Here is a 26,121-nt window from a genome sequence, read left to right as displayed (position 1 = left end):
CGCCCTCAGCGGCGGATCTCGAGCCGCACCCTCTCGTCCGGCGTCCCGATGTCCCAGAAGCGGGCGGTGCCCCGCGCGTCGCGGTAGACGCCCGTACCGCCGGTGACGGCCATGTCGAGGGGCCCCGCGCCCTTGGTCCACAGCGACTGGAGGGTCACGGAGCCCTGGGCGACCTCCATCGTGAGCTGGCACTGGGACGTGAGTTCCGCGCCCTTCACATGGACGACCTGGCAGGTTCCGCCCCCGCGTCCGACGGCCTTCCCGTCCTTGACGGCGGTGCCGGAGTAGACGTCCATGTCGCCCAGGCCCGGCCCCTCGGGGCCGAGGTCGACGGCGGTGTACTGGTCGTTGCGCACCTCCAGTTCGAGGATCTCGACATCCCCTTTCCGCGCGGGGCCGGCGTTCGCGCTGCCCACGGCCGTGCCCCCGACCGCGACGACCGCGGCGAGCGACGCGGCGGCGACGACCGGCAGGGCCGCCCGTCGGCGCGTGCCCCGTCGGTCCCGTCGGGGGACGGCCGTGGTGGTGGGCGCCGGACCGGTGTTGCTCATGGTGGATGCTCCTCGTGGTGGTGTCGTCGTGTGCGTACGGCTGCGGCTGCGCCGCCGCCCGCGGCCGCGGGCGGTCCGGCCGGGGCCGGGCCGCGGTCAGGCGGGCTGGTCCTTGTCGGAGGGGAGCCAGACCGTCAGGGTCGCCGGGTCGACCGGGATGGAGACGTGCTCGTGCGTGATCGACCAGGTTCCGGCCGTCCGCCGGAGGCAGACGCTCTCGCGCACCCAGATGGACGCCTGGAGCCCGCCCTTGCGCTCCCCGGAGTCCAGGTGGAGCATGTGCGCGAACGCCGTGTCCTCGCCCGCGACGAGGGTGAGATCGTGCGTCTCCAGGCCGATGGGGCCGACGTAGCCGTCGAACCAGCGCAGGAAGTTGCGGCGTATCTCGTCGGTCCCCGTGAACCGCAGCGGGGGGACGGCGTCGTAGTAGACGGCGTCGGCGGCGTAGAACGACATGAGCCGGTCGATGTCCTTCGTCTGCTGGGCGTCGGCGCGGTCCGCCAGGAGCGCCCGGATCTCGGACTCGTGGGTGGTCATCGCGTACTCCTTCGGTCGTGGTGCGTGCGGGGGACGGCGGTCGTGTGCTCCGTGCCGGCGCACCTCCCGTTCCCTTCCGTCCCGTGCCGCTGCCAGTACGACGAGGCGGCCCCGCGGGATGTGAGGCGGGGCGCCGGTCTCACATTCCGGGGCGCCGTCCCGTCATAGGGATGAGGGCAGCCACGACCGAGGGAGCCGCGACACCATGACGACCCGTCCGACCGCGCCGCAGGACGGCCGCTTCGACCCGGTGCCGAGTGCGGTCACCGGCGAACGCCGCAGGCTGACCGACCTCGCGTACCGGATGCTGGGCTCCGTGGCCGAGGCCGAGGACGTCGTCCAGGAGACGTACGCCCGCTGGTACGCGATGTCCCCGCGGCAGCGGGAGGCGGTGCTGTCCCCCGGCGGCTGGCTGACGAAGGTCGCCGGCCGCATCTGCCTCGACGTGCTCCGCTCGGCACGGGTCCGCAGGGAGCGTTACGTGGGGGCGTGGATTCCCGAGCCGCTGCCCGCGCGCACCGAGTGGTCCGCGAGCGCGGCGGACGACACCGCGGCCGACCCGGCCGACCGGATCACGCTCGACGAGTCCGTCGGCATGGCCTTCCTCGTCGTGCTGGAGACGATGACCCCGGCGGAGCGCGTGGCGTTCGTCCTCCACGACGTCTTCCGCTACCCGTTCGCCGAGGTGGCCGCCATCGTCGGCCGCACTCCGGCGGCCTGCCGCCAACTGGCCTCCTCGGCCCGCCGCCGCGTCGAGGCCGCGGGGGCGCCCCTGTCGCCGACGGCCCAGCGCGCCCGTGTGGTCCGGGAGTTCAAGCTGGCGTGGGAGGCGATGGACATCGACGCCCTCGTCGGCCTGCTCGACGCCGACGCCACCGCCGTCGGCGACGGCGGCGGGGTCGTCACGGCCCTGCCCCACCCGATCGAGGGCGCCCGGCGCATCGCCCGCTTCCTCGCCGGCCGGCGCCCGGACCGGCTGGTGCTGCACGAGCGCACGGTCAACGGTCAGCCCGGTCTGGTGGCATACCTGGACGGCGCCGTGGTGTCGGTGTACGCGTTCGACATCAGGGACGGCAGGATCCGGCGGATCTGGGCCGTGCTCAACCCGGAGAAGCTGCGGCCCTGGAGGACGGCCTGACCTCTCCGTACGGACGGGACACCGCGACCCCGCGGCCCGACTCCCGGGCGGACGCCGGCCCTGTCCGGACACTCCCGGGGCGTCAGTCCAGCCAGTGGCGGCGGCCGAGGCCGACCAGGCGGAGCCGGCGCCGGGCCGTCCGGGCCACCCGGTCCCAGCCGGCCTCGGGCGTGGCCAGGAACTCCGAGGCGGTCATCACCATGTGGTCGACGTACAGCCCGGCGAGCATCAGCAGGTCGTCGGGCTCCCACCCGTCGCTCTCGGGGTGCTTGGCCAGCTCGGCGGCCACCTCCCGTACGAAGCGGTCGAGTTGGCCGCCGATCGCCTCGCGCACCGGCGCCACGCCGCCGTGTCGTTCGCGGGCGATGAATCGGACGTGAGCGGGGTACCCGCGTACGAGCCCGGCGATCAACTCGACGGTGGCGGCGATCCGTTCGTCGCTGTCGCCGGTCGTCGCCAGGGTCGTACGGATCGTGCCGTGCAGGCTGCCCAGGGCCTCGTCGACAAGGGCGACGCCGAGGTCCGCGGTGTCGCGGAAGTGGCGGTAGAAGGCCGCCGGGGCGACGCCGATCGCGCGGGTCACCTCGCGCAGCCCGAGGCTGCTCAGGCTCTGTGCCTCCAGGAGGCGGAGGGCGGCGTCCAGGAGCGCCTGACGGGTCTTCTGTTTCTGGGCCTGCCGTATCCCGGAGGTGTGACTCATGCCATTCAGTAAACAACCGTTCTCCGGAGTGATCCAGTGATGAGGCTGGCTAGACTGGGTAGTCAGTGAACAAGTGTTCATTATGCCAACCCCTCGAGGGAGGTCCACCGATGTTCGCCATCGTCGCCGCCCTGCTGATGCTGGGTGTCGTCCTCGGGACCGTGGCCCACGTGCCCGTCCCGGTCACTCTCGTCGCCGCCACCGTCATCGGCGTCTGGCTCCTGATCTTCGCCGTCCGCGAACGACAGCACCGCTGAGGAGGCCGCCATGGAACTCACCGCACACGGCTCCCGCACCACTGGCACCAGCCGTACCACTGGCACCGAGCACACCACCGGCGCCACCCGGGGCCGGCCCCGGGGCCGGATCCGCGACCGCATCCGCGACGCCGACGGGATGGCCGTCGCCGCGTTCGTCCTGGGCCTGGTGGGCCTGCTGGTGATGAACATCCTGCTGGGGCCCATCGCCATCGGCCTCGCCGTCCTCGCCCTCCGCCGGGGGACCACCCGCCGCGGGCGGGCCCTGCTCGGCCTCGGCCTCGGCGTCGCCGACCTCGCGGTGCTGGCCGCACTGGTCACCGCGGACGGCACCGTCTCCTGGAGCATCGCCTGACCCGGCCGGTCGGGGCGGCGGGCGGCGGGCCCCGCCGGACACCGGGCCGCGTCCGGCCGGTACGGCGCTGAACCTCCGCCGCCGGGGGGCTCGTAGAATCGTTGCACCATGGCTTACCTCGACCACGCCGCGACCACTCCGATGCTGCCGGAGGCGATCGAGGCGATGACCGCCCAGCTCGCCGTGACGGGCAACGCGTCCTCGCTGCACGCCGCCGGCCGCCGGGCCCGCCGTACCGTCGAGGAGGCCCGCGAGGCCCTCGCCGACGCGCTCGGGGCACGGCCCAGCGAGGTCGTCCTGACCTCCGGCGGCACGGAGGCGGACAACCTCGCCGTCAAGGGCCTGTACTGGGCGCGCCGGGACGCCGACCCGCGCCGCGTCCGGGTGCTGGCCAGCCCGGTCGAGCACCACGCCGTCCTCGACGCCGTGCACTGGCTGGGCGAGCACGAGGGCGCCACCGTCGAGTACCTGCCCGTCGACGGCCACGGGCGCGTGCACCCCGAGGCGCTCCGCGAGGCCGTCGCGAAGGACCCGGCGAGCGTCGCCCTCGCCACCGTGATGTGGGCCAACAACGAGATCGGCACCGTCTTGCCGATCACCGAACTGGCCGCCGTCGCCCGCGAGTTCGACGTCCCCCTGCACTCCGACGCCGTCCAGGCGTTCGGCCAGGTCCCGGTCGGCTTCGCCGACTCCGGCCTCGCCGCCATGACCGTCTCCGGCCACAAGATCGGCGGCCCCTACGGCATCGGGGCGCTGCTCCTGGGCCGCGAGCAGAGCCCCGTCCCCGTACTGCACGGCGGCGGCCAGGAGCGCCACGTCCGCTCCGGCACCCTCGACGTCCCGGCCGTCGCCGCCTTCGCGGTCGCGGGCCGGCTCGCGGCCGAGCGCCGCGAGACGTACGCCCGCGAGATCGGCGCCCTGCGCGACGAACTCGTCCGGGCCGTCATGGCCGCCGTCCCGGACGCGGTCCTCGGCGGCGACCCCGCCCCGGAGGGCCGCCTGCCCGCCAACGCCCACTTCTCCTTCCCCGGCTGCGAGGGCGACTCGCTGCTGCTGCTCCTGGACGCCCGGGGCATCGAGTGCTCCACCGGATCCGCCTGCACGGCCGGCGTGGCCCAGCCCAGCCACGTCCTGCTCGCCACCGGCACCGACCCGGACCTCGCGCGCGGCACCCTCCGCTTCACGCTCGGCCACACCTCGACCCGCGCCGACGTCGAGGCGGTCGCCGAGGCCATCGGACCGGCCGTGGAACGGGCGAGGACGGCGGGCCTCAGCTAGCGGTCACCGCCACCCGCGAGGCGTCCCGCACCAGCTTCATGTACCGGTCCCAGTCCCAGTGCGGACCGGGGTCCGTGTGGTCGGTGCCCTCCACCTCCACGTGGCCGATGATGTGGGTACGGTCCACCGGTATCCCGTACCGCGCGCATATCCCCGCGGTGAGCCGCGCCGACGACGCGTACATGGCCGCCGTGAAGTCCTGCGGCCGGTCCACGAACCCCTCGTGCTCGATGCCGATGCTGCGCTCGTTCATGTCGCGGCTGCCCGCGTGGAAGGCGACGTCCAGCTCGCGGATCATCTGCGCGACGTGCCCGTCCTTGCGTACGACGTAATGCGTCGCCGCGCCGTGGCCGGGGTCCTTGAACACCTTCAGGGCGGTGGGGAAGCTGCCCTGGACGACATGGATCACGACCCGGTCGATGGTGAAGTCGTCCGGCCGGTCCGCCCGCCGCCAGTTCGCCCGGGAGGCCGCCGTCCACTCCGCGCCCGCGTGGTCCAGCTCCCCCTCCACGCGGTCCTTCTCCACCCCGGGCACCCGGTACCAGGCGCGGCGCAGCTCGTCCCGCGCCACCACCGCCGCGCCCACGACCGCAGCCCCGCCACCGATCAGCACGGCACGACGGCCCACCGCGCCCTGCTTCTTCTCTCCCATGTGACCGTGAACGCATACTCGGGCGACCATGGTTCCCGGGGCCCGTACCCTGGTAGGGCTATGACTCACACTCCCCAGCGCCCGCTCCGTGTGCTCGCCGCCATGTCGGGCGGCGTGGACTCCGCCGTCGCCGCCGCCCGCGCCGCCGAGGCCGGCCACGACGTCACCGGCGTGCACCTCGCCCTGTCCGCGAACCCGCAGTCCTTCCGCACCGGCGCCCGTGGCTGCTGCACCATCGAGGACTCGCGCGACGCCCGCCGCGCGGCCGACGTGATCGGCATCCCGTTCTACGTGTGGGACCTGGCCGAGCGGTTCCGCGAGGACGTCGTCGACGACTTCGTCGCCGAGTACGAGGCCGGGCGCACCCCCAACCCGTGCCTGCGCTGCAACGAGAAGATCAAGTTCGCCGCGCTGCTGGACAAGGCGCTCGCGCTGGGCTTCGACGCGGTCTGCACCGGCCACTACGCCACCGTCGTGACCCGCGAGGACGGCACCCGGGAGCTCCACCGCGCCTCCGACATGGCCAAGGACCAGTCGTACGTCCTCGGCGTCCTCGACGAGAAGCAGCTCGCGCACGCGATGTTCCCGCTGGGCGACACCCTCACCACCAAGGACGAGATCCGCGCGGAGGCCGAGCGCCGCGGGCTGGCCGTGGCGAAGAAGCCCGACAGCCACGACATCTGCTTCATCGCGGACGGCGACACCCAGGGCTTCCTCGCCTCCCGCCTGGGCAGGGCGGAGGGCGACATCGTCGACGAGTCCGGCGCCAAGGTCGGCACCCACGAGGGGGCGTACGGCTTCACCATCGGCCAGCGCAAGGGCCTGCGCATCGGCCACCCCGCCCCGGACGGCAAGCCCCGGTACGTCCTGGACATCTCGCCCGTGAACAACACCGTGACGGTGGGCCCCGCCGAGGCGCTCGACGTCACCGCCCTGACGGCCATCAAGCCCCGCTGGTGCGGCACCGCCCCCTCGGGGCCCGGCGCCTACACCGCCCAGCTGCGCGCCCACGGCGACGAGACGCCGGTCACGGCGGCGCTGGAGGACGGCGAGCTGCGCGTCACGTTCGACGAGCCGGTCCGCGGTGTCGCCCCCGGCCAGGCGATCGTCCTCTACGACGGCACCCGCGTGGTCGGCTCGGCGACCATCGCCACGACGACCCGCCGGACGGCCGTCAGCGCCTGAACGACGGGCGGGCGCCGCCGACGGCGTGCCCGCCCGGACGGGCGTCAACCCGCGTCACCGCACGGTCACCGTCCGTGCGCGGCCCACCTTCACCTGCGCTAACGTCACCGCGCGCACGGCACGTCGCTGTGCGTGACCTACGACGTGCGGGGGATGGCGTACGTGACGTACACACAGCGCTGGCAGGACCTGCTGGACCTCACGCCGGGGCGCGGCGGCCTGATCCACAGCGGAGGGCCGTGGACCAGTGCCTCGGGCGCCGCCGACGAGCTGCGGATCAGGGCGGAGAGCGCCCGCCGCTCGCTCGGCACCGGCCATGAGGGGTGCCTGGGGGCGGCGGGAGCGGGACTGGCGTCCGTGGCCTCCTTACGGGCCGTCCTCACCTCCTGGGAGGACCGCCTCGGCGCCGTACGGGACGAGTGCGCGCACCTGACGGGAGCGCTGGCGAAGGTCGCCGAGGAGCTGGGTGAGACCGACCTGGCCGTGGGGCACTCCTTCACCGGCACCGCCGGGGACGGCGGGCGCCGGTGACCGCCACCTGGCAGGCCCTGCGGGACCTGCGGCCCGACGTGCTGGAGGACGCCGGCGACGCGTGGCACGCGGTGTCCGGCCGGTCGGGCGCGGACCGCGTCCGCGTGGACCGCCTGATGGCGGCGCGCCTGCGGGAGACGCAGGACAGCCGGTCCGCGGCGGCGGCCCTGGCGCGGCTCCAGCGGCTGAGCCGCAACTACCAGTACCTGCACACCGAGTGCGGTCTGATCCGCACCACCCTGAACGCCCTGGCGGCCGATCTGGCCGTGCCCCAGCGGCAGTTGAGGCAGGCCCTGGACGAGGCGGCCGAGCTGCGGTTCACCGTCCACGAGGACGGCTCCGTCAGCTTCCCGGCCGCCACCACTGCCACCCTTGCGGGTGATGCGCCCACCCCGGGCGGCCACGCCCGCGGCGACGCCCGCCTGCCCCTGGACCGGGCACCGGACCTGTCCGGCGCGCCGCCGGCGGTGCGGCCGCTGAACCCGAACGCGGAGAAGGCCCAGGCCCTCGCGGACCGCATCGCCCGAGCGGTGCGCGCGGCCGCGGACATCGACCGCAAGTACGCCGCGACGCTGGACCGGCTCCGGGCGGCGAAGGGCCTGGACGTCACCGCGGCGACCCTCGCCGACGCCGCCCGCGACACGGCGGGCGTCCGCGCGGCGGCGGGGCGCCACCTCGGCGACGGCATCCCCGCCGACCGGTCACCCGCGGAACTCAAGGCCTGGTGGGACGGCCTCCCCGAGGAGCAGCGCCGCGAGTACCTCGACATCGCCCCGGACCTCATCGGCGGCCTGGACGGCATCCCCGCGGCCACCCGCGACGAGGCGAACCGGAACCACCTGCCGGTGCTGATCGACGAGCTGGCGCGACGCCACGACGACGACTCCCGCACCAAGCTGGAGGCCCTGCGCATGATCCAGGACCGCCTCCGCGAACCGAGCGTCCCGCCGATGTACCTGCTGGGCATCGGCGACGAGGGCAACGGCCGCGCGATCATCTCCTACGGCAACCCGGACACCTCGCGCAACGTGTCGGCGTACGTGCCGGGGCTGGGGACGAAGCTGGACGGCGACTTCGTCGAGGACACGATGAAGCGGGCGGAGGATACGGCGATCGGGGCGCGTGATGTGGACCCGTCCAGCGCGTCCATCATCTGGCTGGGCTATGACGCGCCACAAAAGCTGGACGTCATGTCCGAAGGGGACGCTGAACGGGGCGCGCCCGCGTATCACTCCTTCATGTCGGGGCTGCATTCCACAAACGAGAACCGAGATCCGCACTTCACCGCGATCGGGCATTCTTATGGCTCGCTCACTGTGGGGAAGGCGGCTACTGCACCGGGTGGAATTCCGGGCGTTGACGACATCATCCTTCTGGGTAGTCCCGGTGTAGGCGTGCAGAAGGCGGAAGAACTTGGCGTCGGCCGGGAGCACGTGTTCGTCGGAGCTGCAGACAACGACCCGGTCACCCACCTTCCGGCGAAGGATGAGGTTGCCTTCGGCGGGCCGGGCGGAGCGCTGCTCACTCGCGACCTTCTGGATGCTGGAAACGATGACGTCTACTTCGGGAAGGACCCGGCAAGCAAGGCGTTCGGCGCCCAGCGCTTCATGGTCGATGACGGACCCCGCATGGTGCGCGACGCGGGCGCTTTCGCGGCTCATTCCCAGTACTTCACGCCCGAGAAGGACATGGTTTCCGCAGCGAACATCGCCACGATCGTCGGAGGTCGTCCGCAGGACGTCGTTGAGGAGAAACACCGGTGATGCTCATGAGGCGGTTGGCTTTGTGGGGCGCTGTGGTGGTGCTCGTATCGGGCTGCGCAGCGACGGGCGCCAGCGAGAAGGGTGGAATGGAAGAACGGATGAACATGCAGGCTGCCGCAGAGCACGCTGATGCCATGTTGGACGCAACCATTGGGGCAGTGGTCCCGGAGGTTGTTTGGGCTCATCACGTAACGACGACCGGGAGTTGTGATGTGTCGCGCCGCAGAAAGATCATGACCATTGTGTCACCACAGCGCCGGGGCGCTTTTCTGGGCGTAGTTGAGCGCTACTGGAAAAATAGGGGGTACATCGTCACGGCTGTGCGGGCGAGTGAGGAAAGGCCCGCGATCTTCGCGCGATCGCCCGAGGGGTTCGGCATTAGCCTCATCTTCGGTCACGCGGGCCAGGCGTTCTTCGAGGTCGCCACCCCCTGCGTGACCAAGTCCGACGTCGCCGAGCCCACCTCCGTGCCCAACGGCCCCGCCTACCCCCTGGGGGAGATCCCCACCCCCAACGTCCGGTCCGCGTTCTGGTCCGCGGAGGTGCCGGTCGGGGGGACCGGGCGGGGCGAGGGGGAGGGGAGGTGAACCGGCCGGGCGGGGGCCCGGTGGCCGTCACGCCACTTCGGTCTCGTAGAAGCAGAGGTGGTTCTTGATCCCGGCGACCTCGGGCTTGGGGTCGGGGTACGCCCACACCGCGTCCTTCGCGCCGGGCAGCGACCAGTAGGACGCCGTTCCCTTGAACGGGCAGTACGTGTGGGTGTCCGAGGCCGTCAGCAGCTCCGTGCGGACGTCCTCGGCGGGCAGGTAGTACCGCACCGGGCAGCCCGTCTCGCGCAGGACGAGCGGCCGCCGGCTCTCGGCGATCAGGTGGCCGTCGTGGACGACCCGTACGTGGTCGGTGCCCTGCTCGATGGTGATGCGGTGTCCCGTCGTCATGGCCGGTACAACGGGCGGGCCCGGCAGGGGATTCCCCGTACGGTTGCGCCATGAACATCTGTGTCTTCCTCTCCGCCGCCGATCTCGACGACCGGTACACCGTGCCCGCGCGGGAGTTCGCCGGGCTGCTCGGCAAGGCGGGCCACTGCCTGGTGTGGGGCGGCAGCGACACCGGTCTGATGAAGGTGGTGGCCGACGGGGTCCAGGAGGCGGGCGGACGGCTCGTCGGGGTGTCCGTGGACTTCCTGGCGGCCAAGGCGCGGGCCGGGGCCGACGAGATGGTGTTCGCGAAGGACCTCGCCGAGCGGAAGGCGCTGATGCTCGCCCGGTCGGACGCGGTCGTGATCATGGTGGGCGGGACCGGCACCCTCGACGAGGCGACCGAGATCCTGGAGTTGAAGAAGCACGGCAAGCACACCAAGCCCGTGGTGCTGCTGAACGCGGCCGGGTTCTACGACGGGCTCAAGGAGCAGTTCCGGCGCATGGAGGCCGAGGGGTTCCTGCCGCTGCCGCTCACGGACCTGGTGTTCTTCGCGGAGGACGGCGTGTCGGCCCTCGCGTACCTGGAGGAGAGCGCCGGGATCCGGTAGCCGCCGTACGGATGCGAGCATGGCCGTATGGCTACACACATGATCACCGGGGCGGGTTCCGGCATCGGCGCGGCCGTCGCCCGCCGCCTGCACGAGCGGGGCGACGACCTCGTCCTGCTGGCCCGTGACGCCGGACGCGCCAAGGAGCTGGCCGGCGCCTACCCGGGCGCCCGCACCCTCGTCGGCGACCTCGCCAATCCCGACCGGCTCTCCTGGGCCTTCTCCCACCAGACCCTGCCCGACCGGCTCGACTCGCTGCTGCACGTCGCGGGCGTCGTCGACCTCGGGCGGGTCGGCGACCTCACCACCAAGGCCTGGCGCAGCCAGCTGGACGTGAACCTCGTCGCGCCCGCCGAGCTGACCCGGCTCCTCCTGCCGCAGCTGCGGGTCTCCCAGGGGCACGTGGTGTTCGTGAACTCCGGCGCCGGGCTGAACGCGCACGCCGAGTGGTCCGCCTACGCCGCCTCCAAGCACGGCCTCAAGGCGCTGGCCGACTCGCTGCGGCAGGAGGAACACGCGGCGGGCGTCCGCGTGACGTCCGTCTACCCGGGCCGCACGGCCAGCCCCATGCAGGCCAAGGTGCATCAGCAGGAGGGCAAGGAGTACGACGCGTCCCGCTGGATCGACCCGGAGTCGGTCGCCACGGCGATCCTGACCGCCATCGACCTGCCGCGCGACGCGGAGATCAACGACCTGACGGTGCGGCCCGGACGATGAGCGACGACGACTTCAGCTGGGGCCCGGCCACCGGGATCGGGTCCATGCCGGGCGGCGACGCCCGGGAGGCCGCCAAGGCCGTCACCGGCACCTTCGAGGACTTCCCGCACCTGGCGGAGCTGCCCGCGCGCGGCCCGGGCGCCGACATGATCGGGCGGACCATCGGCCTGCTGGTGGAGATGTACGCGCACGTCGAGCCGAGCGGCTGGCGGATCAGCGACCGGCCGGGCCGCGACACCCGGCGGGCCCGGTCGTGGATGGGGGAGGACCTCGACGCCCTGGAGGAGTTCACCCAGGGGTACGAGGGCCTCCTGAAGGTCCAGGCCGTGGGGCCGTGGACGCTGGCCGCCGCCCTGGAGCTGCGCGGCGGCGAGGCGGCCCTCGGCGACCCCGGCGCCTGCCGGGACCTGGCGGCCTCGCTGGCGGAGGGGCTGCGCGCCCACCTCGCGGAGGTGCGGCGCCGGATCCCCGGTGCCCGGGTGGTGCTCCAGCTCGACGAGCCGTCGCTGACGGCGGTGCTCCAGGGACGCGTGCGGACCGCGAGCGGCTACCGCACGTACCGCGCCGTGGACCGGCAGGTCGTGGAGAGCGCGCTGCGGGACGTCATGGCGGTGAACGAGGGCCACGGCCCCGTGGTCGTGCACTCGTGCGCCCCGGATGTGCCGTTCGCGCTGCTGCGCCGCGCGGGCGCGGCAGGCATCTCGTTCGATTTCGGCCTGCTCACGGAACGTGACGAGGAACAGATCGGCGAGGCGGTCGAGGGAGGCACGAGGCTCTTGGTGGGCGTGGTCGAGTCGACCGACGTTCCATTGTCAGACCCTGCCGGTAGCGTCATGGGTGTCAGGACGCTGTGGCGCAGGCTGGGGCTGAATCCGGGGACTCTCGCCGAGTCGCTGGTGGTCACCCCGTCGTGCGGGCTGGCGGGTGCCTCGCCCGCGTACGCCCGTGCCGCGCTCGCCCACTGCGTCAAGGCGGCGAGATCGCTCGCGGACAACCCTGAGTGACGTCAGTAACGGGAGGAAAGACGGTGGCTGTCGAACAGCAGGACGTCGTGCCGGCGGAGGCACGGGACAAGCACGCGCAGCTGGCCGAGCAGGTCGAGGAGCACCGCTTCCGGTACTACGTGAAGGACCAGCCGGTCGTCAGCGACGCCGAGTTCGACAGGCTGCTGCGCTCGCTGGAGGCCCTGGAGGAGGAGTACCCGGAGCTCCGCACGCCGGACTCGCCGACCCAGAAGGTCGCCGGTTCGTACGCGACGGAGTTCACGGCCGTCCAGCACCGGGAGCGGATGCTGTCGCTGGACAACGCCTTCGACGACGAGGAGCTGGACGGCTGGGCGGACCGCGTCGCCAAGGAGGTCGGCACCTCCGCGTACCACTTCCTGTGCGAGCTGAAGGTCGACGGTCTCGCGGTCAACCTGACGTACGAGAAGGGCCGCCTCACGCGCGCGGCGACGCGGGGCGACGGCCGCACGGGCGAGGACATCACCCCGAACATCCGCACGATCTCGGACGTGCCGGACCGGCTGAGGGGCGACCGGATCCCGGATCTCGTCGAGATCCGCGGCGAGGTCTACTTCCCGATGGAGAAGTTCGAGGAGCTGAACGCCCGCCTGGTCGAGGCCGGTGACAAGCCCTTCGCCAACCCGCGCAACGCGGCGGCCGGTTCGCTGCGCCAGAAGGACCCGAAGGTCACCGCCACCCGCCCGCTCCACATGGTGGTGCACGGCATCGGCGCGCGGGACGGCCTGGAGATCGCCCGGCTGTCCGAGGCGTACGACCTGCTGCGCGAGTGGGGGCTGCCGACTGCCCGGCACAACAAGGTGGTCGACGGCATCGCGGGCGTGCGGGAGTTCATCGCGTACTTCGGCGAGAACCGCCACTCGGTGGAGCACGAGATCGACGGCGTGGTCGTGAAGCTCGACGAGATCCCGCTCCAGGGCCGGCTCGGCTCCACCTCGCGGGCGCCGCGATGGGCGATCGCGTGGAAGTACGCGCCGGAGGAGGTCAACACCAAGCTGGTCAACATCCGGGTGGGTGTGGGCCGGACGGGCCGGGTGACGCCGTACGCGCAGGTGGAGCCGGTCACGGTCGCCGGGTCGGAGGTGGAGTTCGCCACCCTGCACAACCAGGACGTGGTGAAGGCCAAGGGCGTCCTCATCGGGGACACCGTGGTGCTGCGCAAGGCCGGTGACGTCATCCCGGAGATCCTCGGGCCCGTCGCCGACCTGCGGGACGGTACGGAGCGGGAGTTCGTCATGCCCGCCGAGTGCCCCGAGTGCGGGACGCCGCTGCGGCCGATGAAGGAGGGCGACGTCGACCTGCGCTGCCCCAACGGCCGCACCTGCCCGGCGCAGCTGCGTGAGCGCCTGTTCTACCTGGCCGGCCGCAAGTGCCTGGACATCGAGAACTTCGGCTACGTGGCGGCGGCCGCGCTGACCAAGCCCCTGGAGCCCGCCGAGGCCCCGCTGGTGGACGAGGGCGACCTGTTCGACCTGACCATCGAGCGGCTGCTGCCCATCAAGGCGTACGTGCTGGACCAGGACAGCGGCCTGCCCAAGCGCGACCCGAAGACGGGCGAGGAGAAGATCGTCACGATCTTCGCCAACCAGCAGGGCGAGCCGCGCAAGAACGCGCTGGCGATGCTGGAGAACATCGCGGCGGCCAAGGAGCGGCCGCTGGCGCGGATCATCACCGGTCTGTCGATCCGTCATGTCGGTCCCGTGGCGGCGGAGGCACTGGCGCGCGAGTTCCGCTCGATCGACCGGATCGAGCAGGCGAGCGAGGCGGAGCTGGCCGCGGTCGAGGGGGTCGGCCCCACCATCGCGGCCTCGCTGAAGCAGTGGTTCGAGGTGGACTGGCACCGGGAGATCCTGCGCAAGTGGCGGGCGGCCGGCGTCCGCATGGAGGAGGAGGGCTCGGGCGGGGACGAAGGGCCGCGCCCCCTGGAGGGGTTGACCGTCGTCGTCACCGGCACCCTGCAGGACCACACCAGGGATGGCGCAAAAGAGGCCCTGCAGAGCCGCGGAGCGAAAGTGACCGGTTCCGTTTCGAAGAAGACCGCCTTCGTAGTTGTTGGTGACAACCCTGGGTCGAAGTACGACAAGGCGATGCAGCTGAAGGTTCCGGTTCTGGACGAGGACGGCTTCCGTGTGCTGCTCGAACAGGGTGCTGACGCGGCGCGCGAGGTGGCCGTACCGCTCGAACAGCAGGCCGGGTAGAGCCACTTCGGGGTCACCCGTTCGGCGCATACCAGATGGATAAGGGTGGCCGGGTCGCATTCGGGCAAGACCAGTAGAGCGCTGCCCGTCGAAGCCCTCAGCGGCCTACTGTTGAGACGGCGCCTGTCGTGCCCGGCCGGGGACTGATTCCGGCCGGGCCGGCACGACGACGGGTCAACGCGTGGCAACGGCACCGCCGGCTGTGAGAGGGACGGAATGAAACCGACCGAGAGTGCCGCCCCGGTCTCACGGCCGCGTGCGTACGCGGCCCGCACGGGCATCGCCTCCAGGCTCCCGAACGTCGTCCTGGCCGTCGCCGCCCTCGTCCTCACCGCCGGTCTGCACGGCGCCGTGAGCGGCGGCCACGCACTCTTCCCCGGCTCCACGGCCGGCTGGTCGCTCGCCGTCCTCACCGGCGTCATCGTCGGCCACCTCGTCGCGCTCGGCCGCGACCGCTGGTGGGGCGGCACCGGCTCGGGCGCCGCGCTCACCCTGGCCGTGCTGCTGCTGTACGGCTGGGTGCCCGCCGGCCTGGTCAGCCTCGCCGTGGTCGTCCTGGTCGGCGCGGCGCGGCGGCACCGCTGGCGGCAGGGCCTGCTGCACGGCGCGGCGGACATCCTCGGCATCGGGGCCGCGGCGCTCGTCCTCGCCGCCTTCGGCGACGTACCGACGGTCGAACAGCCGTGGCGGCCCCTCGAATGGGGGATCGAGGCCGTGCCGGAGGTGACCCTGGCGGCGACCGCGTACCTGGTGGTGACCCGGCTGCTGCTGTGGTACACCCTCGCCCCGCAGATCGGCGGGCTGCCCACCGCCGCCCGGACGGCGCTGCTGCGCCAGGGGCTCGTGGCCGTCGCACTGCTCGGCATCGCGCCGCTGATCTGCGTCGTCGCGGTCGCCCTGCCCGTGATGCTGCCGCTGTTCGCCGTACCGCTGATCGCCCTGGACTCCACGCTCTGGATCGCCCGCGCGCGGGCGGAGGAACAACTGCGCGACCCGCTGACCGGGCTGCCCAACCGCCAGTGGCTGCTGGAGCGGACCTGGTCCGCGCTGGAGGAGGCCGAGGGCGAGGGCGTCAGGGCGGCCCTGGTGCTGATCGACCTCGACCGCTTCCGGTCGGTCAACGACACGCTCGGTCACCTGGCGGGCGACCGGCTGCTGCTCCAGATCGCCGACCGGCTGCGGCTGGCGCTGCCGCGCGGCGCGGAGGCCGCCCGGCTCGGCGGCGACGAGTTCGCCGTGCTCCTGCCGGTCGCCGACTCCACGACCAGCGCCCAGCGGGTGGCCCGGCAGCTCGCCGCCGAACTCTCCTCGCCGCTCGACCTCGACGGGCTGACCCTCGTCCTGGAGGCCAGCGCCGGCGTCGCCGTCTTCCCCGACCACGCGCTGGACGCCGAAGGGCTGCTCCAGCGGGCGGACGTCGCCATGTACCAGGCCAAGCGCGACCGCACCGGCGTCGAGGTCTACGAGTCGAAGCGCGACTCCAACACCCCCGACCGCCTCGGGCTCCTGGGCGACCTGCGGCGCGCCCTGGACGCCGGCGACGTCGAACTGCACTACCAGCCGAAGGTCCGCTTCGACGGGCACGTCGCCGGGCTGGAGGCGCTGGTGCGCTGGGTGCACCCCGAGCGCGGCAAGGTCCCGCCCGACGAGTTCATCGCCATCGCCGAGTCCTCCGGCCTGATGCCGCACCTCACCGAGTACGTGCTGGAGACGGCCCTCGGCCAGGTCGCCAAGTGGCGCGCCCAGGGCCTGAACGTCCCCGTCGCCGTGAACGTCTCGCCCCGCGACGTCCACACCCCCGGCTTCGCGGGCGCGGTCGCCGCGCGCCTGGCCCGCCACGGGGTGCCTGCCGGCGCCCTCCAGCTCGAGATAACCGAGCACGTCCTGCTGGAGGACCCGGAGCGCGCCGCCGACACCCTGGCCGGGCTCACCGGGCACGGCGTCAAGATGTCCCTCGACGACTTCGGCACCGGCTACTCGTCCCTGGTCCACCTGCGCCGCCTCCCGGTGAGCGAGCTGAAGATCGACCGCTCGTTCGTGGCGCGGCTGGCGGTCGACAACGAGGACGCCGAGATCGTCCGCTGCACCGTGGACCTCGCCCACTCGCTCGGCCTGCTCGTGGTCGCCGAGGGCGTGGAGGACGACGAGACCTGGGAGCGGCTGAGGGACCTCGGCTGCGACGCGGTCCAGGGATGGCTGGTCGCCGCGGCGATGCCGCCCGCCGAGACGACGGCGTGGCTCCGCGCCCGCGGCGAGGCCGGCTGGCACCGCCCGCCGCGCGAGCTCCCGCCGGCCCCGCAGGACGCGGACCAGGTGGTGCAGTAACGGGACGAGCACCCGGCGGGCCGCCCCGGGCGGCGCCCCCTGCCCGGTGCGCCACGGGTGGCGCGCCTCCGTGGTGGGCACGTCGCCCGTCCATCGGGGTGACGGGTGGGCGCAGAGGGCCGGTGGGCGGCGGTTCCCTCCGTCGTGCCCCACATGGCTGGTTACCCGTTGTGGGCATTCGTCCCGCTGGGGCGATGGGGGTCCCCCCTGCTCGAGCGGAGCCGAGAGCTTGGGGGAGGGTGGGCACAGCGGGCCAGGACGGTGCCTTGCTCCGGTGCCCCGAGGCGGTGCCCGTTCGCGCCCGGGTGCGGGCCGGTGGGCGGCGGTCGCGCCCGGCGGGTGGTGGGGCGGGGCCCCTCCGGGCTCACCTCCTCGGGGCCGGCGGCCATGGGTCACAGGTAAGGGAGCCCACCCCTTGCCGCCAACCCCTGCGGGGGCGACCCTGCACGGCCCCACCCCCGGCCGGACGCCGTCTGCGGCTCGGTGGGGGGCACCGCCTGGTCGGCTTGTGTGCTTCGGCCGGCGGCTTCGGGGTATGAGGGCTTGCCCGTCGCCGGCGGTCCCTGGAGGGGCGACCCTGCCCCGCCCCCGGCCGGATGCCGTCCGCGGCTCGGTGGGGGGGCACGGCCTGGTCGGCTCGTCTGCCCCGGGCGGCGGCTTGGGGGTGCGGGGCCTGCCCGTCGCCGCCGGCCCTCGCGGGGGCGGGCCTGCGCCGGCCGGCGGGTGGCGGCCGACAGGGCCCCGGGGCAAACCGTTTAACGGGTAGCGCGCCCCGACCCATAGGATTGGGCCAAAACCATCACACTCACCCCTGAGGATCGCTGCATGCCTGGCATCACGCGCGAGGAGGTCGCCCACCTCGCCCGGCTGGCACGTCTTGAGCTGAAGGACGAAGAGCTCGACCACTTCGCCGGACAGCTCGACGACATCATCGGCGCGGTCGCCCGCGTCTCCGAGGTCGCCGACCAAGACGTACCCCCGACCTCCCACCCGCTGCCGCTGACCAACGTCATGCGCGCGGACGAGGTCCGTCCCTCGCTCACCCCCGAGCAGGCGCTCTCCGGCGCGCCCGCGCAGGAGCAGCAGCGTTTCAAGGTGCCGCAGATCCTGGGGGAGGACTGACATGACGGCCAAGAACACCATCGAGAGCTGCATCAAGCTCACCGCCGCCGAGGTCGCGGAGAAGATCGCCTCCGGCGAGCTCACCGCGGTCGAGGTCACCGAGGCCCACCTGGCCCGGATCGAGGCGGTCGAGGAGAAGGTGCACGCCTTCCTGCACGTCGACCGCGAGGGCGCCCTCGCGCAGGCCCGCGCCGTCGACGAGAAGCGGGCCAGGGGCGAGAAGCTCGGTCCGCTCGCCGGCGTACCGCTCGCGCTCAAGGACATCTTCACCACCCGGGACATGCCGACCACCGTCGGCTCGAAGATCCTGGAGGGCTGGCTCCCGCCGTACGACGCGACGCTCGTGACGAAGCTGCGCGCCGCCGACGTGGTCATCCTCGGCAAGACCAACATGGACGAGTTCGCCATGGGGTCCTCCACCGAGAACAGCGCCTACGGGCCGACCGGCAACCCCTGGGACCTGACCCGGATCCCGGGCGGGTCGGGAGGCGGCTCCAGCGCGGCGCTCGCGTCGTACGAGGCGCCGCTCGCCATCGGCACCGACACCGGCGGCTCCATCCGCCAGCCCGCCGCCGTCACCGGCACGGTCGGCGTCAAGCCGACGTACGGCGGCGTCTCCCGCTACGGCATGGTGGCGTTCTCCAGCAGCCTCGACCAGGGCGGGCCCTGCGCGCGGACCGTGCTGGACGCGGCGCTGCTGCACGAGGCCATCGCGGGCCACGACCCGATGGACTCCACGTCCATCGACGCGCCGGTCCCGCCGGTCGTCGAGGCCGCGCGCAACGGCTCGGTGCGGGGCATGCGCGTCGGCGTCGTCAAGCAGTTCCGCGGCGAGGGCTACCAGGCCGGTGTCGTCCAGCGGTTCGACGAGTCCGTGGAGCTCCTGAAGGAGCTGGGCGCCGAGATCGTCGAGCTCGACTGCCCGTCCTTCGACCTGGCGCTGTCGGCGTACTACCTGATCGCGCCCTCGGAGTGCTCCTCCAACCTCGCCCGGTTCGACGGCCTGCGCTACGGCCTGCGGGTCGGCGACGACGGCACGAAGTCCGCCGAGGACGTCACCGCGCTCACCCGTGAGGCCGGCTTCGGCGACGAGGTCAAGCGCCGCATCATGCTCGGTACGTACGCGCTCAGCTCCGGCTACTACGACGCGTACTACGGCAGCGCCCAGAAGGTGCGGACGCTGATCACGCGAGACTTCGAGAAGGCCTTCGAGCAGGTCGACGTGATCGTCTCCCCGACGACGCCGACCACCGCCTTCCCGATCGGCGAGCGCGCCGACGACCCGATGGCGATGTACCTCGCCGACCTGTGCACCATCCCGACCAACCTGGCCGGCAACGCCGCCATGTCGCTGCCCTGCGGCCTGGCGCCGGAGGACGGCCTGCCGGTCGGTCTGCAGATCATCGCCCCCGCCATGAAGGACGACCGGCTGTACAAGGTCGGCGCGGCCGTCGAGGCCGCCTTCGTGGCACGCTGGGGCCACCCGCTGCTGGAGGAGGCTCCGTCGCTGTGAGCGCACTGACCAAGGCCAAGGGCTTCAGGAAGTCCCGGGCCGGAACGTATCTGTCCATCGGCACCACCGCCTTCGGCGCGCTCAGCGTCATCAAGCAGGCCCGCAAGGCGCGTGGCGAGAGCGACACGCTGCTGCTGCTCGACGCCGTCGTGTCGGCCGCCGCGATCGCGACCGGCCTCGCCATCCTGGTGCGCGAGCTGAAGCGCGTCGGCGACGACGACGTCCTGTTCGGCTGAGAGGGAAAGTTTCACCGTGACCGTCATCACTGAGCTGGTGTCGTACGAGGACGCCCTCGCCGCCTACGACCCCGTCATGGGGCTCGAGGTGCACGTCGAACTCGGCACCAGGACCAAGATGTTCTGCGGCTGTTCGACCGAGCTGGGCGCCGAGCCCAACTCGCAGACCTGCCCCACCTGCCTCGGCATGCCCGGCTCGCTCCCGGTCGTCAACGCGGTCGGCGTCGAGTCCGCCATCAAGATCGGCCTCGCGCTCCACTGCGAGATCGCCGAATGGTGCCGTTTCGCCCGGAAGAACTACTTCTATCCGGACATGCCGAAGAACTTCCAGACCTCGCAGTACGACGAGCCGATCGCCTTCAACGGCTATCTGGACGTCCAGCTGGAGGACGGCGAGGTCTTCCGCGTGGAGATCGAGCGCGCCCACATGGAGGAGGACACCGGCAAGTCCACCCACGTGGGTGGTGCGACCGGCCGCATCCACGGCGCCTCGCACTCGCTGCTGGACTACAACCGCGCCGGCATCCCGCTGATCGAGATCGTCACCAAGCCGATCACCGGCGCCGGCGAGCGCGCCCCCGAGGTCGCCAAGGCGTACGTCGCCGAGCTGCGCGAGCTCATCAAGGCGCTCGGCGTGTCCGAGGCCCGCATGGAGATGGGCCAGATGCGCTGCGACGTGAACCTGTCGCTGCGCCCGCACGGCACCGAGAAGTTCGGTACGCGCTCGGAGACGAAGAACGTCAACTCCCTCCGTTCGGTGGAGCGGGCCGTGCGGTACGAGATCGGCCGCCACGCCGGTGTGCTGAACGCGGGCGGCACGATCATCCAGGAGACCCGTCACTTCCACGAGGACGACGGTTCCACGACGTCCGGCCGGGTGAAGGAGGAGGCCGAGGACTACCGGTACTTCCCGGAGCCCGACCTCGTGCCCGTGGCCCCGTCCCGCGAATGGGTCGAGGAGCTCCGCCGGGGGCTGCCCGAGCTGCCGCGCGTGCGCCGCAACCGGCTGCGCGAGGAGTGGGGCGTCTCCGAGCACGACATGCAGTCCATCCTCAACGCGGGCGCGGTCGACCTGATCGTCGCCACGACCGAGGCGGGCGCCCCGGCCGACCAGGCCCGCAAGTGGTGGATGGGCGAACTGGCCCGCAACGCCAACGAGTCGGGCACGTCGCTCGACGCGCTGCCCATCACCCCGGCGCAGGTGGCCCGGGTGACCGAGCTCGTCGCGTCCGGCGACCTCAACGACAAGCTGGCCCGCCAGGTCATCGAGGGCGTGCTCGCGGGCGAGGGCGACCCGGACACCGTCGTCGAGAAGCGCGGCCTGAAGGTCGTCTCGGACGAGGGCGCGCTGGGCGCCGCGGTGGACGAGGCGATCGCCGCCAACGCCGCCGTCGCGGACAAGATCCGCGGAGGCAAGATCGCCGCGGCCGGCGCTCTGGTCGGCGCGGTCATGAAGGCCACCCGTGGCCAGGCGGACGCCGCTCGCGTGCGTGAGCTGATCCTGGAGAAGCTCGGCGTCGAGGGCTGACGCCGGGTCCCGCACCGCAGTGCTCGGCCCCCGCACCCGGAAGTTCGGGTGCGGGGGCCGAGCCGTGGTCCGGCGCTCCCGCCACCGGGGGGGGAGGGTGGCGGGGGCCGGGGGTCGTCCCGTGGGGGGAGCGAAGGTGCTTCTGCCCCCGCTTCCACGGCTCATGCCCACATGGCGTGGAGTGGCCATCACCCGCCGGTGACATTCCCGGGCGACACGGGTCGAAGGCGGACGGAACACTTGGACTTCCCGCGCGGCCCCATGGACATTCACCCCTCCGTCGTCGCCAGGTCTTCCGGCCGACATCCGGTCTCATTACCGTCCGGCCCGTACCACCCAATGGATCGCAGGCGAACCATTGGGGCGTCGACGGGAGGTCGAGCTTGTCACCGGACATTTCGCGGCAGCGGGACGTGTCGCGCCGAAGGATGCTCGCGCTGGGCGGGGGCGCCCTCGGCGCCGCCGCGGCCGGATCGCTGCTGCCGCCCTCGCTGCGGGCCGCGATGGCGGCCCCCGCGCCGGCCGGCGGGCTGCGGGCGGTCAGGCACGTGGTGATCCTGATGCAGGAGAACCGTTCCTTCGACCACTACTTCGGCACCCTGCGCGGCGTCCGGGGGTTCGGCGACCGCAACGCCGTCGAACTTCCCTCCGGCAGGACGGTGTTCGAGCAGCCCGGGCCGCTCGGCCGCACCGTCCTGCCCTTCCCCGTCCGGGACGCGGCCGAGGCGCAGCGGAAGGACCTCCAGTACATCGGCGACCTCGACCACTCCTGGGGCGGCGGCGCCAGGGCCTGGCGGGACGGCTGGATGGACGGCTGGGTCCCGGCGAAGACCGCCGCGACGATGGCGTACTACGACCGCCGCGACCTCCCGCTGCACTACGAGCTCGCCGACACCTTCACCATCTGTGACGCCTACCACTCGTCGGTCCACACCTCCACCAGCCCCAACCGCAACCACCTGTGGAGCGGCTGGACGGGGTACGAGGCCGACGGCAGCCGGGCCGTGACCAACGCCGCGTACGCGGAGGGGACCCACCCCGGTTACCCGTGGCCGACCTACGCCGAGCGCCTGGAGAAGGCGGGCCGGACGTGGAAGACGTACACGGAGTGGGAGAACTTCACCGACAACAACATCGAGTTCTTCACCACCTTCAAGAAGATCGCCCGCAAGGCCCTCGCCGCGACCGGCGGCCACACCTACATGGAGTCCTTCTACGCGGCCGTGCGCGAGACCGGGGACGCCGCCGAGCGGGCCCGGCTCCTGGCCGCCCTGGAGGACGGTGTGGCCACGCTGGACGACCGGGAGCGGTCGCTGTTCGAGCGCGGGCTGCGCCGGGTCGGGACCGGTACCCTCGCCGACGCCTTCCGGGCCGACGTCGCCGCGGGGACCCTCCCCGAGGTCTCCTACCTCGTCCCCTCCGCGGCCGACTCCGAGCACCCCGGCGCGTCCTCCCCGATCGCCTCCGCGACCCTCGTGCACAAGGTGCTCGACGCCCTGGGCTCGCACCCCGACGTCTGGCGGCACACCGTCGTCCTGATCAACTACGACGAGAACGACGGCTTCTTCGACCACGTGCCGCCGCCGGTGCCGCCCGCCGACGACCCGGACGAGCGGTGGAAGGGGCTGCCCACCGGGCTGGGCATCCGGGTGCCGCTGCTCGTCGTCTCGCCGTGGACCGTCGGCGGCCACGTCTGCTCGGAGGTCTTCGACCACACCTCGGTGATCCGCTTCCTGGAGAGGTGGACCGGTGTGGCCGAGCCCCAGATCACCCCGTGGCGGCGCCGCGTCACCGGCGACCTGACGTCCGCGTTCGACTTCCGGCGCGGACGTCCGCAGCCGGAGGTGGAGCGGCCCGGCGCCGTCCCCCCGTTCACCGGCCGCTGGCGCCCGCAACCGCCGCAGGCGCAGCACATGCCCGTCCAGGAGCCCGGCACCCGGCCCGCGCGGCCCCTGCCCTACCAGCCGGACGCGCACGCACGCCTCCGGGACGGGGCCGTCGCCGTCACGCTCAGCAACACGGGCACCGCGCACGTACCCCTGGCGCTGTACCCGTACGCGGGCGAGTTCGCCGCCCCGCAGCACCTGGACGTGCGGGGCTCCGCGCAGTGGACGGTGCCCCTCGCCGGCGACGCGTACCGCTTCACGATCACCGGACCCAACGGCTTCCGCCGCGAGTTCGCCGGCAGGGCGACGGGCGCCGCCCAGGTCACCTCGCGCATCGACCCGCACGAGCGCGACCTGCACCTGACCCTGGCCGCCACCGGGAGCGGGCCGGTCACCTTCACCGTCCGCCCGCTCGGCTACGTCGACGAGGCCGACCTGGCCGGCTGGACCCGCAGGGTCACCGTCAAGCCCGGCCGCGGCCGCACGGTGGTGCACTCCGCCGCGGACGCCCACGGCTGGTACGACGTCGAGGTCACCGGCCCCGACGGCTTCCGGCGCCGGCTGATGGGGCACATCGAGAACGGGCGCCCCTCCGTCTCCGGCTGACCGGTCGCGGTGCGCGTGAGCCCGCCACCGAAGTTCTGGCCCGAGCTTGCGCGCACCGTCACGGTGAGCGGTGTGAGTATCGCCACGAAAAGGACAAAGGATCACTTTAGGCTGCCAGAGTGGCGGTACGTAGGTCATGCGTTCTTTACGGGCAGTTCCCGATAAGGAGCACGAACCACCCAGGGAGCACACCCGTTGGCAGCCCTCGCCCGTTGGTGCGTCACGCACCGCCTCACCGCCGTCCTGCTCTGGCTCTCCGCCCTGGTCGGCGTCACGGTGGCCTCCGGTATCGCCGGTTCCGCGTACTCCAACGACTACGAGGTCCCCGGCACCGAGTCCGGCCGCGCCGCGGCGCTCCTCGAGGAGAACTTCCGCGGGCAGGGCGGTGACCGCGACACCGTCGTCTGGCACACCGAGCGGGGCAGCGTCCGCGCCGCCGCGGTCCAGGACCGCATGAGCACGGTGCTCGACGACATCGCCGAACTGCCCGGCGTCGCCTCCGTCACCACCCCGTACGACCCCGCCGGCCCCGCCACCGCACCGGCGGGCACCCCCGCGGCCGGCACCGCCGGCACCTCCGCCGGACCCGGCCCGTCGGCCCCGGTCCACGAGCCCGGCCGGATCAGCGAGGACGGCCGCACCGCCTACGCCACGGTCGCCTTCGACCGGCCCGCCGACGAGATCCCGCCCGACCGGATCCAGGCCGTCGTCGACACCGCCCGCGCCGCCGCGACCGACGGCGTACAGGTGGAGCTCGGCGGCAGCGCCGTCGCGCTCACCGAGGCACCGGCCTCCCACACCGCCGAGATCGTCGGCGTCGCCGTCGCCGCCGTGGTCCTCTTCCTCGCCTTCGGCTCCCTCGCCGCCAGCCTGCTGCCGATCGCCACCGCCCTGGTGAGCGTCGGCACCGCCTACGCGGGCATCGGGCTGCTGGGCCACGTCATGACCGTCGCCGACTTCGCGCCCATGCTGGGCATGCTCATCGGCCTCGGCGTCGGCATCGACTACGCGCTGTTCATCGTCACCCGGCACCGCAAGGGCCTCAAGCGCGGCCTCCCCGTGGCCGAAGCCGCCCGGAACGCCGTCGCCACCACCGGCCGGGCCGTCGTCTTCGCCGGCGCCACCGTCTGCATCGCGCTGCTGGGCATGCTGATACTGCGCCTCGGCTTCCTCAACGGCGTCGCCATCGCGGCCTCCCTCACCGTCGTCCTCACCGTCGCCGCGTCCGTGACACTGCTGCCCGCGCTGCTGTCCTTCATCGGCATGCGCGCCCTGTCACGCCGCGAGCGCGCCCGGCTCGCCGAGCACGGGCCCGAGCCCGAGCTGCCGACCGGGTTCGCCGCCCGCTGGTCCGCGTTCGTCGAGCGCCACCCCAAGCTGCTCGGCGCCGTCGCCGCCGTCGTCATGGTGGTCCTCGCCCTGCCCACGTTCGGTCTCCACCTCGGCACCTCCGACCAGGGCAACAACCCCGCCGCCTCCACCACGCGCCAGGCCTACGACCTGCTCGCCGACGGCTTCGGCCCCGGCGTCAACGGCCCCCTGACCCTCGTCGCCGAGCTCGACGGCGCCGACGACCGGCTCGCCCTCACCACGCTGCCCGACGCCCTGCGCGCCACCGGCGGCATCGAGTCGGTCGGCCCGGTGACGTACAGCGGCAGCGGCAACACCGCGGTCCTCACCGTCGTACCCGAGACCGCCCCGCAGTCCCGCCAGACCAGCGACCTCGTCGACCGGCTGCGCGACGAGGTGCTGCCGACCGCCGAGCGGGGCACCTCCCTCGAGGTGTACGTCGGCGGCGTCACCGCCGGCTACGACGACTTCGCCCAGGTCATCATCGGCAAGCTGCCGCTGTTCGTGGGCGTCGTCATCGCCCTGGGCTGCCTGCTGCTCCTGCTCGCCTTCCGCTCCATCGGGATCCCGCTGAAGGCGGCCCTGATGAACGTGGCAGCCGTCGCCTCCGCCTTCGGGGTCGTCGTCGCGATCTTCCAGTGGGGGATCGGCAGCGAGCTGCTCGGCCTCGGCCGGGCGGGCCCCATCGAGCCGTTCCTCCCGGTGATCATGGTGTCGGTGCTCTTCGGACTCTCCATGGACTACCAGGTCTTCCTGGTCAGCCGGATGTACGAGGAGTGGCTGGAGACCGGCGACAACCGGCGGGCGGTGCGGGTCGGCCTGGCCGAGACCAGCCGGGTCATCAACTCCGCCGCGGTGATCATGATCGCGGTGTTCCTGGCCTTCGTCCTCTCCGGCGACCGGGTCATCGCGATGTTCGGCATCGGCCTGGCCGCCGCCGTGGCCCTCGACGCGTTCGTCCTGCGCACGCTCCTCGTCCCGGCCCTCATGCACATGCTCGGCGGCGCCAACTGGTGGCTGCCGGCCTGGCTCGACCGCGTCCTGCCGCGCATCAGCATCGAAAACCCCGAGTGCCGCGATCCCGATCATGCGAAGATCCCGTGGCAGCGCGCGAGCGACGACGGGCGGCTCGTGCCATAGCGG

At 72.8% G+C, this 26,121-nt stretch carries 24 protein-coding genes; 19 read left to right on the top strand and 5 right to left on the bottom strand.

Annotated elements, in window-relative coordinates:
- Positions 1-5 precede the first annotated feature (5 nt).
- Complete coding sequence (locus A4V12_RS25345; protein WP_199831385.1) at positions 6-551, bottom strand: allene oxide cyclase barrel-like domain-containing protein; 546 nt, start codon at positions 549-551, stop codon at positions 6-8.
- Positions 552-647: 96 nt separating this feature from the next.
- Positions 648-1,088, bottom strand: coding sequence for a YybH family protein (locus A4V12_RS25340; protein WP_064071729.1), 441 nt, complete (start codon positions 1,086-1,088; stop codon positions 648-650).
- A 205-nt stretch (positions 1,089-1,293) separates the two neighbouring features.
- On the opposite strand from A4V12_RS25340, the gene sigJ reads away from it, so the two are divergent.
- On the top strand, positions 1,294-2,226 hold the full coding sequence (sigJ, locus tag A4V12_RS25335; RefSeq protein WP_064071728.1) for an RNA polymerase sigma factor SigJ: 933 nt from the start codon (positions 1,294-1,296) through the stop codon (positions 2,224-2,226).
- Positions 2,227-2,308: 82 nt separating this feature from the next.
- Here sigJ and A4V12_RS25330 read toward each other — a convergent pair whose 3' ends face one another.
- Positions 2,309-2,926, bottom strand: a complete 618-nt coding sequence (locus A4V12_RS25330) for a TetR family transcriptional regulator (protein WP_064071727.1) — start codon at positions 2,924-2,926, stop codon at positions 2,309-2,311.
- Positions 2,927-3,036: 110 nt separating this feature from the next.
- Here A4V12_RS25330 and A4V12_RS38150 point away from each other — a divergent pair, with 110 nt between their 5' ends.
- From A4V12_RS38150 to A4V12_RS25320, 3 genes are all read left to right on the top strand, one after another.
- Positions 3,037-3,183, top strand: a complete 147-nt coding sequence (locus tag A4V12_RS38150) for a hypothetical protein (RefSeq protein ID WP_199831384.1) — start codon at positions 3,037-3,039, stop codon at positions 3,181-3,183.
- A 10-nt stretch (positions 3,184-3,193) separates the two neighbouring features.
- A complete protein-coding gene (locus A4V12_RS25325) occupies positions 3,194-3,538 on the top strand; it encodes a hypothetical protein (protein WP_064071726.1) in 345 nt (114 codons plus the stop codon).
- Between the two features lie 108 nt (positions 3,539-3,646).
- Positions 3,647-4,816, top strand: coding sequence for a cysteine desulfurase family protein (locus A4V12_RS25320; protein WP_064071725.1), 1,170 nt, complete (start codon positions 3,647-3,649; stop codon positions 4,814-4,816).
- Here A4V12_RS25320 and A4V12_RS25315 read toward each other — a convergent pair.
- Positions 4,809-5,468 (bottom strand): N-acetylmuramoyl-L-alanine amidase, encoded by a 660-nt coding sequence (locus tag A4V12_RS25315; RefSeq protein WP_079137331.1) that lies wholly within the window; start codon positions 5,466-5,468, stop codon positions 4,809-4,811. The genes A4V12_RS25320 and A4V12_RS25315 overlap by 8 nt on opposite strands.
- A 60-nt stretch (positions 5,469-5,528) precedes the next feature.
- Between A4V12_RS25315 and mnmA the strand changes: the two genes are divergently transcribed.
- The 4 genes from mnmA to A4V12_RS25295 all read left to right on the top strand — a co-directional run bounded on the left by mnmA (position 5,529) and on the right by A4V12_RS25295 (position 9,534).
- Positions 5,529-6,653, top strand: a complete 1,125-nt coding sequence (mnmA, locus tag A4V12_RS25310) for a tRNA 2-thiouridine(34) synthase MnmA (protein WP_064071723.1) — start codon at positions 5,529-5,531, stop codon at positions 6,651-6,653.
- A 132-nt stretch (positions 6,654-6,785) separates the two neighbouring features.
- Positions 6,786-7,184, top strand: a complete 399-nt coding sequence (locus A4V12_RS25305; protein WP_234372335.1) for a hypothetical protein — start codon at positions 6,786-6,788, stop codon at positions 7,182-7,184.
- Positions 7,181-8,947 carry an alpha/beta hydrolase gene (locus A4V12_RS25300; RefSeq protein ID WP_064071722.1) on the top strand — a complete coding sequence of 589 codons (1,767 nt, stop codon included), beginning with the start codon at positions 7,181-7,183 and terminating at the stop codon, positions 8,945-8,947. Before A4V12_RS25305 ends, A4V12_RS25300 begins: the two co-directional genes overlap by 4 nt.
- A gap of 86 nt (positions 8,948-9,033) precedes the next feature.
- A complete protein-coding gene (locus A4V12_RS25295) occupies positions 9,034-9,534 on the top strand; it encodes a hypothetical protein (RefSeq protein WP_234372334.1) in 501 nt (166 codons plus the stop codon).
- Between the two features lie 27 nt (positions 9,535-9,561).
- Here the strand turns inward: A4V12_RS25295 and A4V12_RS25290 are convergent, their stop codons facing one another.
- Complete coding sequence (locus A4V12_RS25290) at positions 9,562-9,885, bottom strand: DUF427 domain-containing protein (RefSeq protein WP_064071721.1); 324 nt, start codon at positions 9,883-9,885, stop codon at positions 9,562-9,564.
- 50 nt (positions 9,886-9,935) lie between these two features.
- On the opposite strand from A4V12_RS25290, the gene A4V12_RS25285 reads away from it, so the two are divergent.
- From A4V12_RS25285 to A4V12_RS25235, 11 genes are all read left to right on the top strand, one after another.
- Positions 9,936-10,475 carry a TIGR00730 family Rossman fold protein gene (locus A4V12_RS25285; protein ID WP_064071720.1) on the top strand — a complete coding sequence of 180 codons (540 nt, stop codon included), beginning with the start codon at positions 9,936-9,938 and terminating at the stop codon, positions 10,473-10,475.
- A gap of 27 nt (positions 10,476-10,502) precedes the next feature.
- Positions 10,503-11,192: an SDR family oxidoreductase gene (locus A4V12_RS25280; RefSeq protein WP_064071719.1), complete on the top strand. Its 690-nt coding sequence runs from the start codon at positions 10,503-10,505 to the stop codon at positions 11,190-11,192.
- A complete protein-coding gene (locus A4V12_RS25275) occupies positions 11,189-12,196 on the top strand; it encodes a methionine synthase (protein ID WP_064071718.1) in 1,008 nt (335 codons plus the stop codon). The genes A4V12_RS25280 and A4V12_RS25275 overlap by 4 nt, the downstream gene beginning before the upstream one ends.
- A 23-nt stretch (positions 12,197-12,219) precedes the next feature.
- Complete coding sequence (gene ligA, locus A4V12_RS25270; protein WP_064071717.1) at positions 12,220-14,412, top strand: NAD-dependent DNA ligase LigA; 2,193 nt, start codon at positions 12,220-12,222, stop codon at positions 14,410-14,412.
- Positions 14,413-14,628: 216 nt separating this feature from the next.
- Positions 14,629-16,737: a putative bifunctional diguanylate cyclase/phosphodiesterase gene (locus A4V12_RS25265; RefSeq protein WP_064071716.1), complete on the top strand. Its 2,109-nt coding sequence runs from the start codon at positions 14,629-14,631 to the stop codon at positions 16,735-16,737.
- A gap of 825 nt (positions 16,738-17,562) precedes the next feature.
- Positions 17,563-17,859, top strand: coding sequence for an Asp-tRNA(Asn)/Glu-tRNA(Gln) amidotransferase subunit GatC (gene gatC, locus A4V12_RS25260; protein WP_016642027.1), 297 nt, complete (start codon positions 17,563-17,565; stop codon positions 17,857-17,859).
- A gap of 1 nt (position 17,860) precedes the next feature.
- A complete protein-coding gene (gene gatA, locus A4V12_RS25255) occupies positions 17,861-19,372 on the top strand; it encodes an Asp-tRNA(Asn)/Glu-tRNA(Gln) amidotransferase subunit GatA (RefSeq protein WP_064071715.1) in 1,512 nt (503 codons plus the stop codon).
- Positions 19,369-19,608 carry a hypothetical protein gene (locus A4V12_RS25250; RefSeq protein WP_064071714.1) on the top strand — a complete coding sequence of 80 codons (240 nt, stop codon included), beginning with the start codon at positions 19,369-19,371 and terminating at the stop codon, positions 19,606-19,608. Before gatA ends, A4V12_RS25250 begins: the two co-directional genes overlap by 4 nt.
- Before the next feature lie 16 nt (positions 19,609-19,624).
- Positions 19,625-21,136 carry an Asp-tRNA(Asn)/Glu-tRNA(Gln) amidotransferase subunit GatB gene (gene gatB / locus A4V12_RS25245; RefSeq protein ID WP_079137330.1) on the top strand — a complete coding sequence of 504 codons (1,512 nt, stop codon included), beginning with the start codon at positions 19,625-19,627 and terminating at the stop codon, positions 21,134-21,136.
- Positions 21,137-21,564: 428 nt separating this feature from the next.
- Positions 21,565-23,628: a phosphocholine-specific phospholipase C gene (locus A4V12_RS25240; RefSeq protein WP_064071713.1), complete on the top strand. Its 2,064-nt coding sequence runs from the start codon at positions 21,565-21,567 to the stop codon at positions 23,626-23,628.
- 195 nt (positions 23,629-23,823) lie between these two features.
- Positions 23,824-26,118 carry an MMPL family transporter gene (locus A4V12_RS25235; RefSeq protein WP_079137328.1) on the top strand — a complete coding sequence of 765 codons (2,295 nt, stop codon included), beginning with the start codon at positions 23,824-23,826 and terminating at the stop codon, positions 26,116-26,118.
- Positions 26,119-26,121 lie beyond the last annotated feature (3 nt).

The sequence above is a fragment of the Streptomyces noursei genome (assembly GCF_001646665.1).
In the GTDB taxonomy this organism is placed as follows: domain Bacteria; phylum Actinomycetota; class Actinomycetes; order Streptomycetales; family Streptomycetaceae; genus Streptomyces; species Streptomyces lavendulocolor.
Note: the sequence above shows the minus strand (reverse complement) of the source record. Positions and strands in the feature narration are given on the sequence as shown.

What these genes read in the sequence shown, in the direction of transcription:
- A4V12_RS25345 (WP_199831385.1), bottom strand. Translation starts at nt 551, where the DNA reads ATGAGCAACACCGGTCCGGCGCCCACCACCACGGCCGTCCCCCGACGG.
- A4V12_RS25340 (WP_064071729.1), bottom strand. Translation starts at nt 1,088, where the DNA reads ATGACCACCCACGAGTCCGAGATCCGGGCGCTCCTGGCGGACCGCGCC.
- sigJ (WP_064071728.1), top strand. Translation starts at nt 1,294, where the DNA reads ATGACGACCCGTCCGACCGCGCCGCAGGACGGCCGCTTCGACCCGGTG.
- A4V12_RS25330 (WP_064071727.1), bottom strand. Translation starts at nt 2,926, where the DNA reads ATGAGTCACACCTCCGGGATACGGCAGGCCCAGAAACAGAAGACCCGT.
- A4V12_RS38150 (WP_199831384.1), top strand. Translation starts at nt 3,037, where the DNA reads ATGTTCGCCATCGTCGCCGCCCTGCTGATGCTGGGTGTCGTCCTCGGG.
- A4V12_RS25325 (WP_064071726.1), top strand. Translation starts at nt 3,194, where the DNA reads ATGGAACTCACCGCACACGGCTCCCGCACCACTGGCACCAGCCGTACC.
- A4V12_RS25320 (WP_064071725.1), top strand. Translation starts at nt 3,647, where the DNA reads ATGGCTTACCTCGACCACGCCGCGACCACTCCGATGCTGCCGGAGGCG.
- A4V12_RS25315 (WP_079137331.1), bottom strand. Translation starts at nt 5,468, where the DNA reads ATGGGAGAGAAGAAGCAGGGCGCGGTGGGCCGTCGTGCCGTGCTGATC.
- mnmA (WP_064071723.1), top strand. Translation starts at nt 5,529, where the DNA reads ATGACTCACACTCCCCAGCGCCCGCTCCGTGTGCTCGCCGCCATGTCG.
- A4V12_RS25295 (WP_234372334.1), top strand. Translation starts at nt 9,034, where the DNA reads ATGGAAGAACGGATGAACATGCAGGCTGCCGCAGAGCACGCTGATGCC.
- A4V12_RS25290 (WP_064071721.1), bottom strand. Translation starts at nt 9,885, where the DNA reads ATGACGACGGGACACCGCATCACCATCGAGCAGGGCACCGACCACGTA.
- A4V12_RS25285 (WP_064071720.1), top strand. Translation starts at nt 9,936, where the DNA reads ATGAACATCTGTGTCTTCCTCTCCGCCGCCGATCTCGACGACCGGTAC.
- A4V12_RS25280 (WP_064071719.1), top strand. Translation starts at nt 10,503, where the DNA reads ATGGCTACACACATGATCACCGGGGCGGGTTCCGGCATCGGCGCGGCC.
- A4V12_RS25275 (WP_064071718.1), top strand. Translation starts at nt 11,189, where the DNA reads ATGAGCGACGACGACTTCAGCTGGGGCCCGGCCACCGGGATCGGGTCC.
- A4V12_RS25265 (WP_064071716.1), top strand. Translation starts at nt 14,629, where the DNA reads ATGAAACCGACCGAGAGTGCCGCCCCGGTCTCACGGCCGCGTGCGTAC.
- gatC (WP_016642027.1), top strand. Translation starts at nt 17,563, where the DNA reads ATGCCTGGCATCACGCGCGAGGAGGTCGCCCACCTCGCCCGGCTGGCA.
- gatA (WP_064071715.1), top strand. Translation starts at nt 17,861, where the DNA reads ATGACGGCCAAGAACACCATCGAGAGCTGCATCAAGCTCACCGCCGCC.
- A4V12_RS25240 (WP_064071713.1), top strand. Translation starts at nt 21,565, where the DNA reads ATGCTCGCGCTGGGCGGGGGCGCCCTCGGCGCCGCCGCGGCCGGATCG.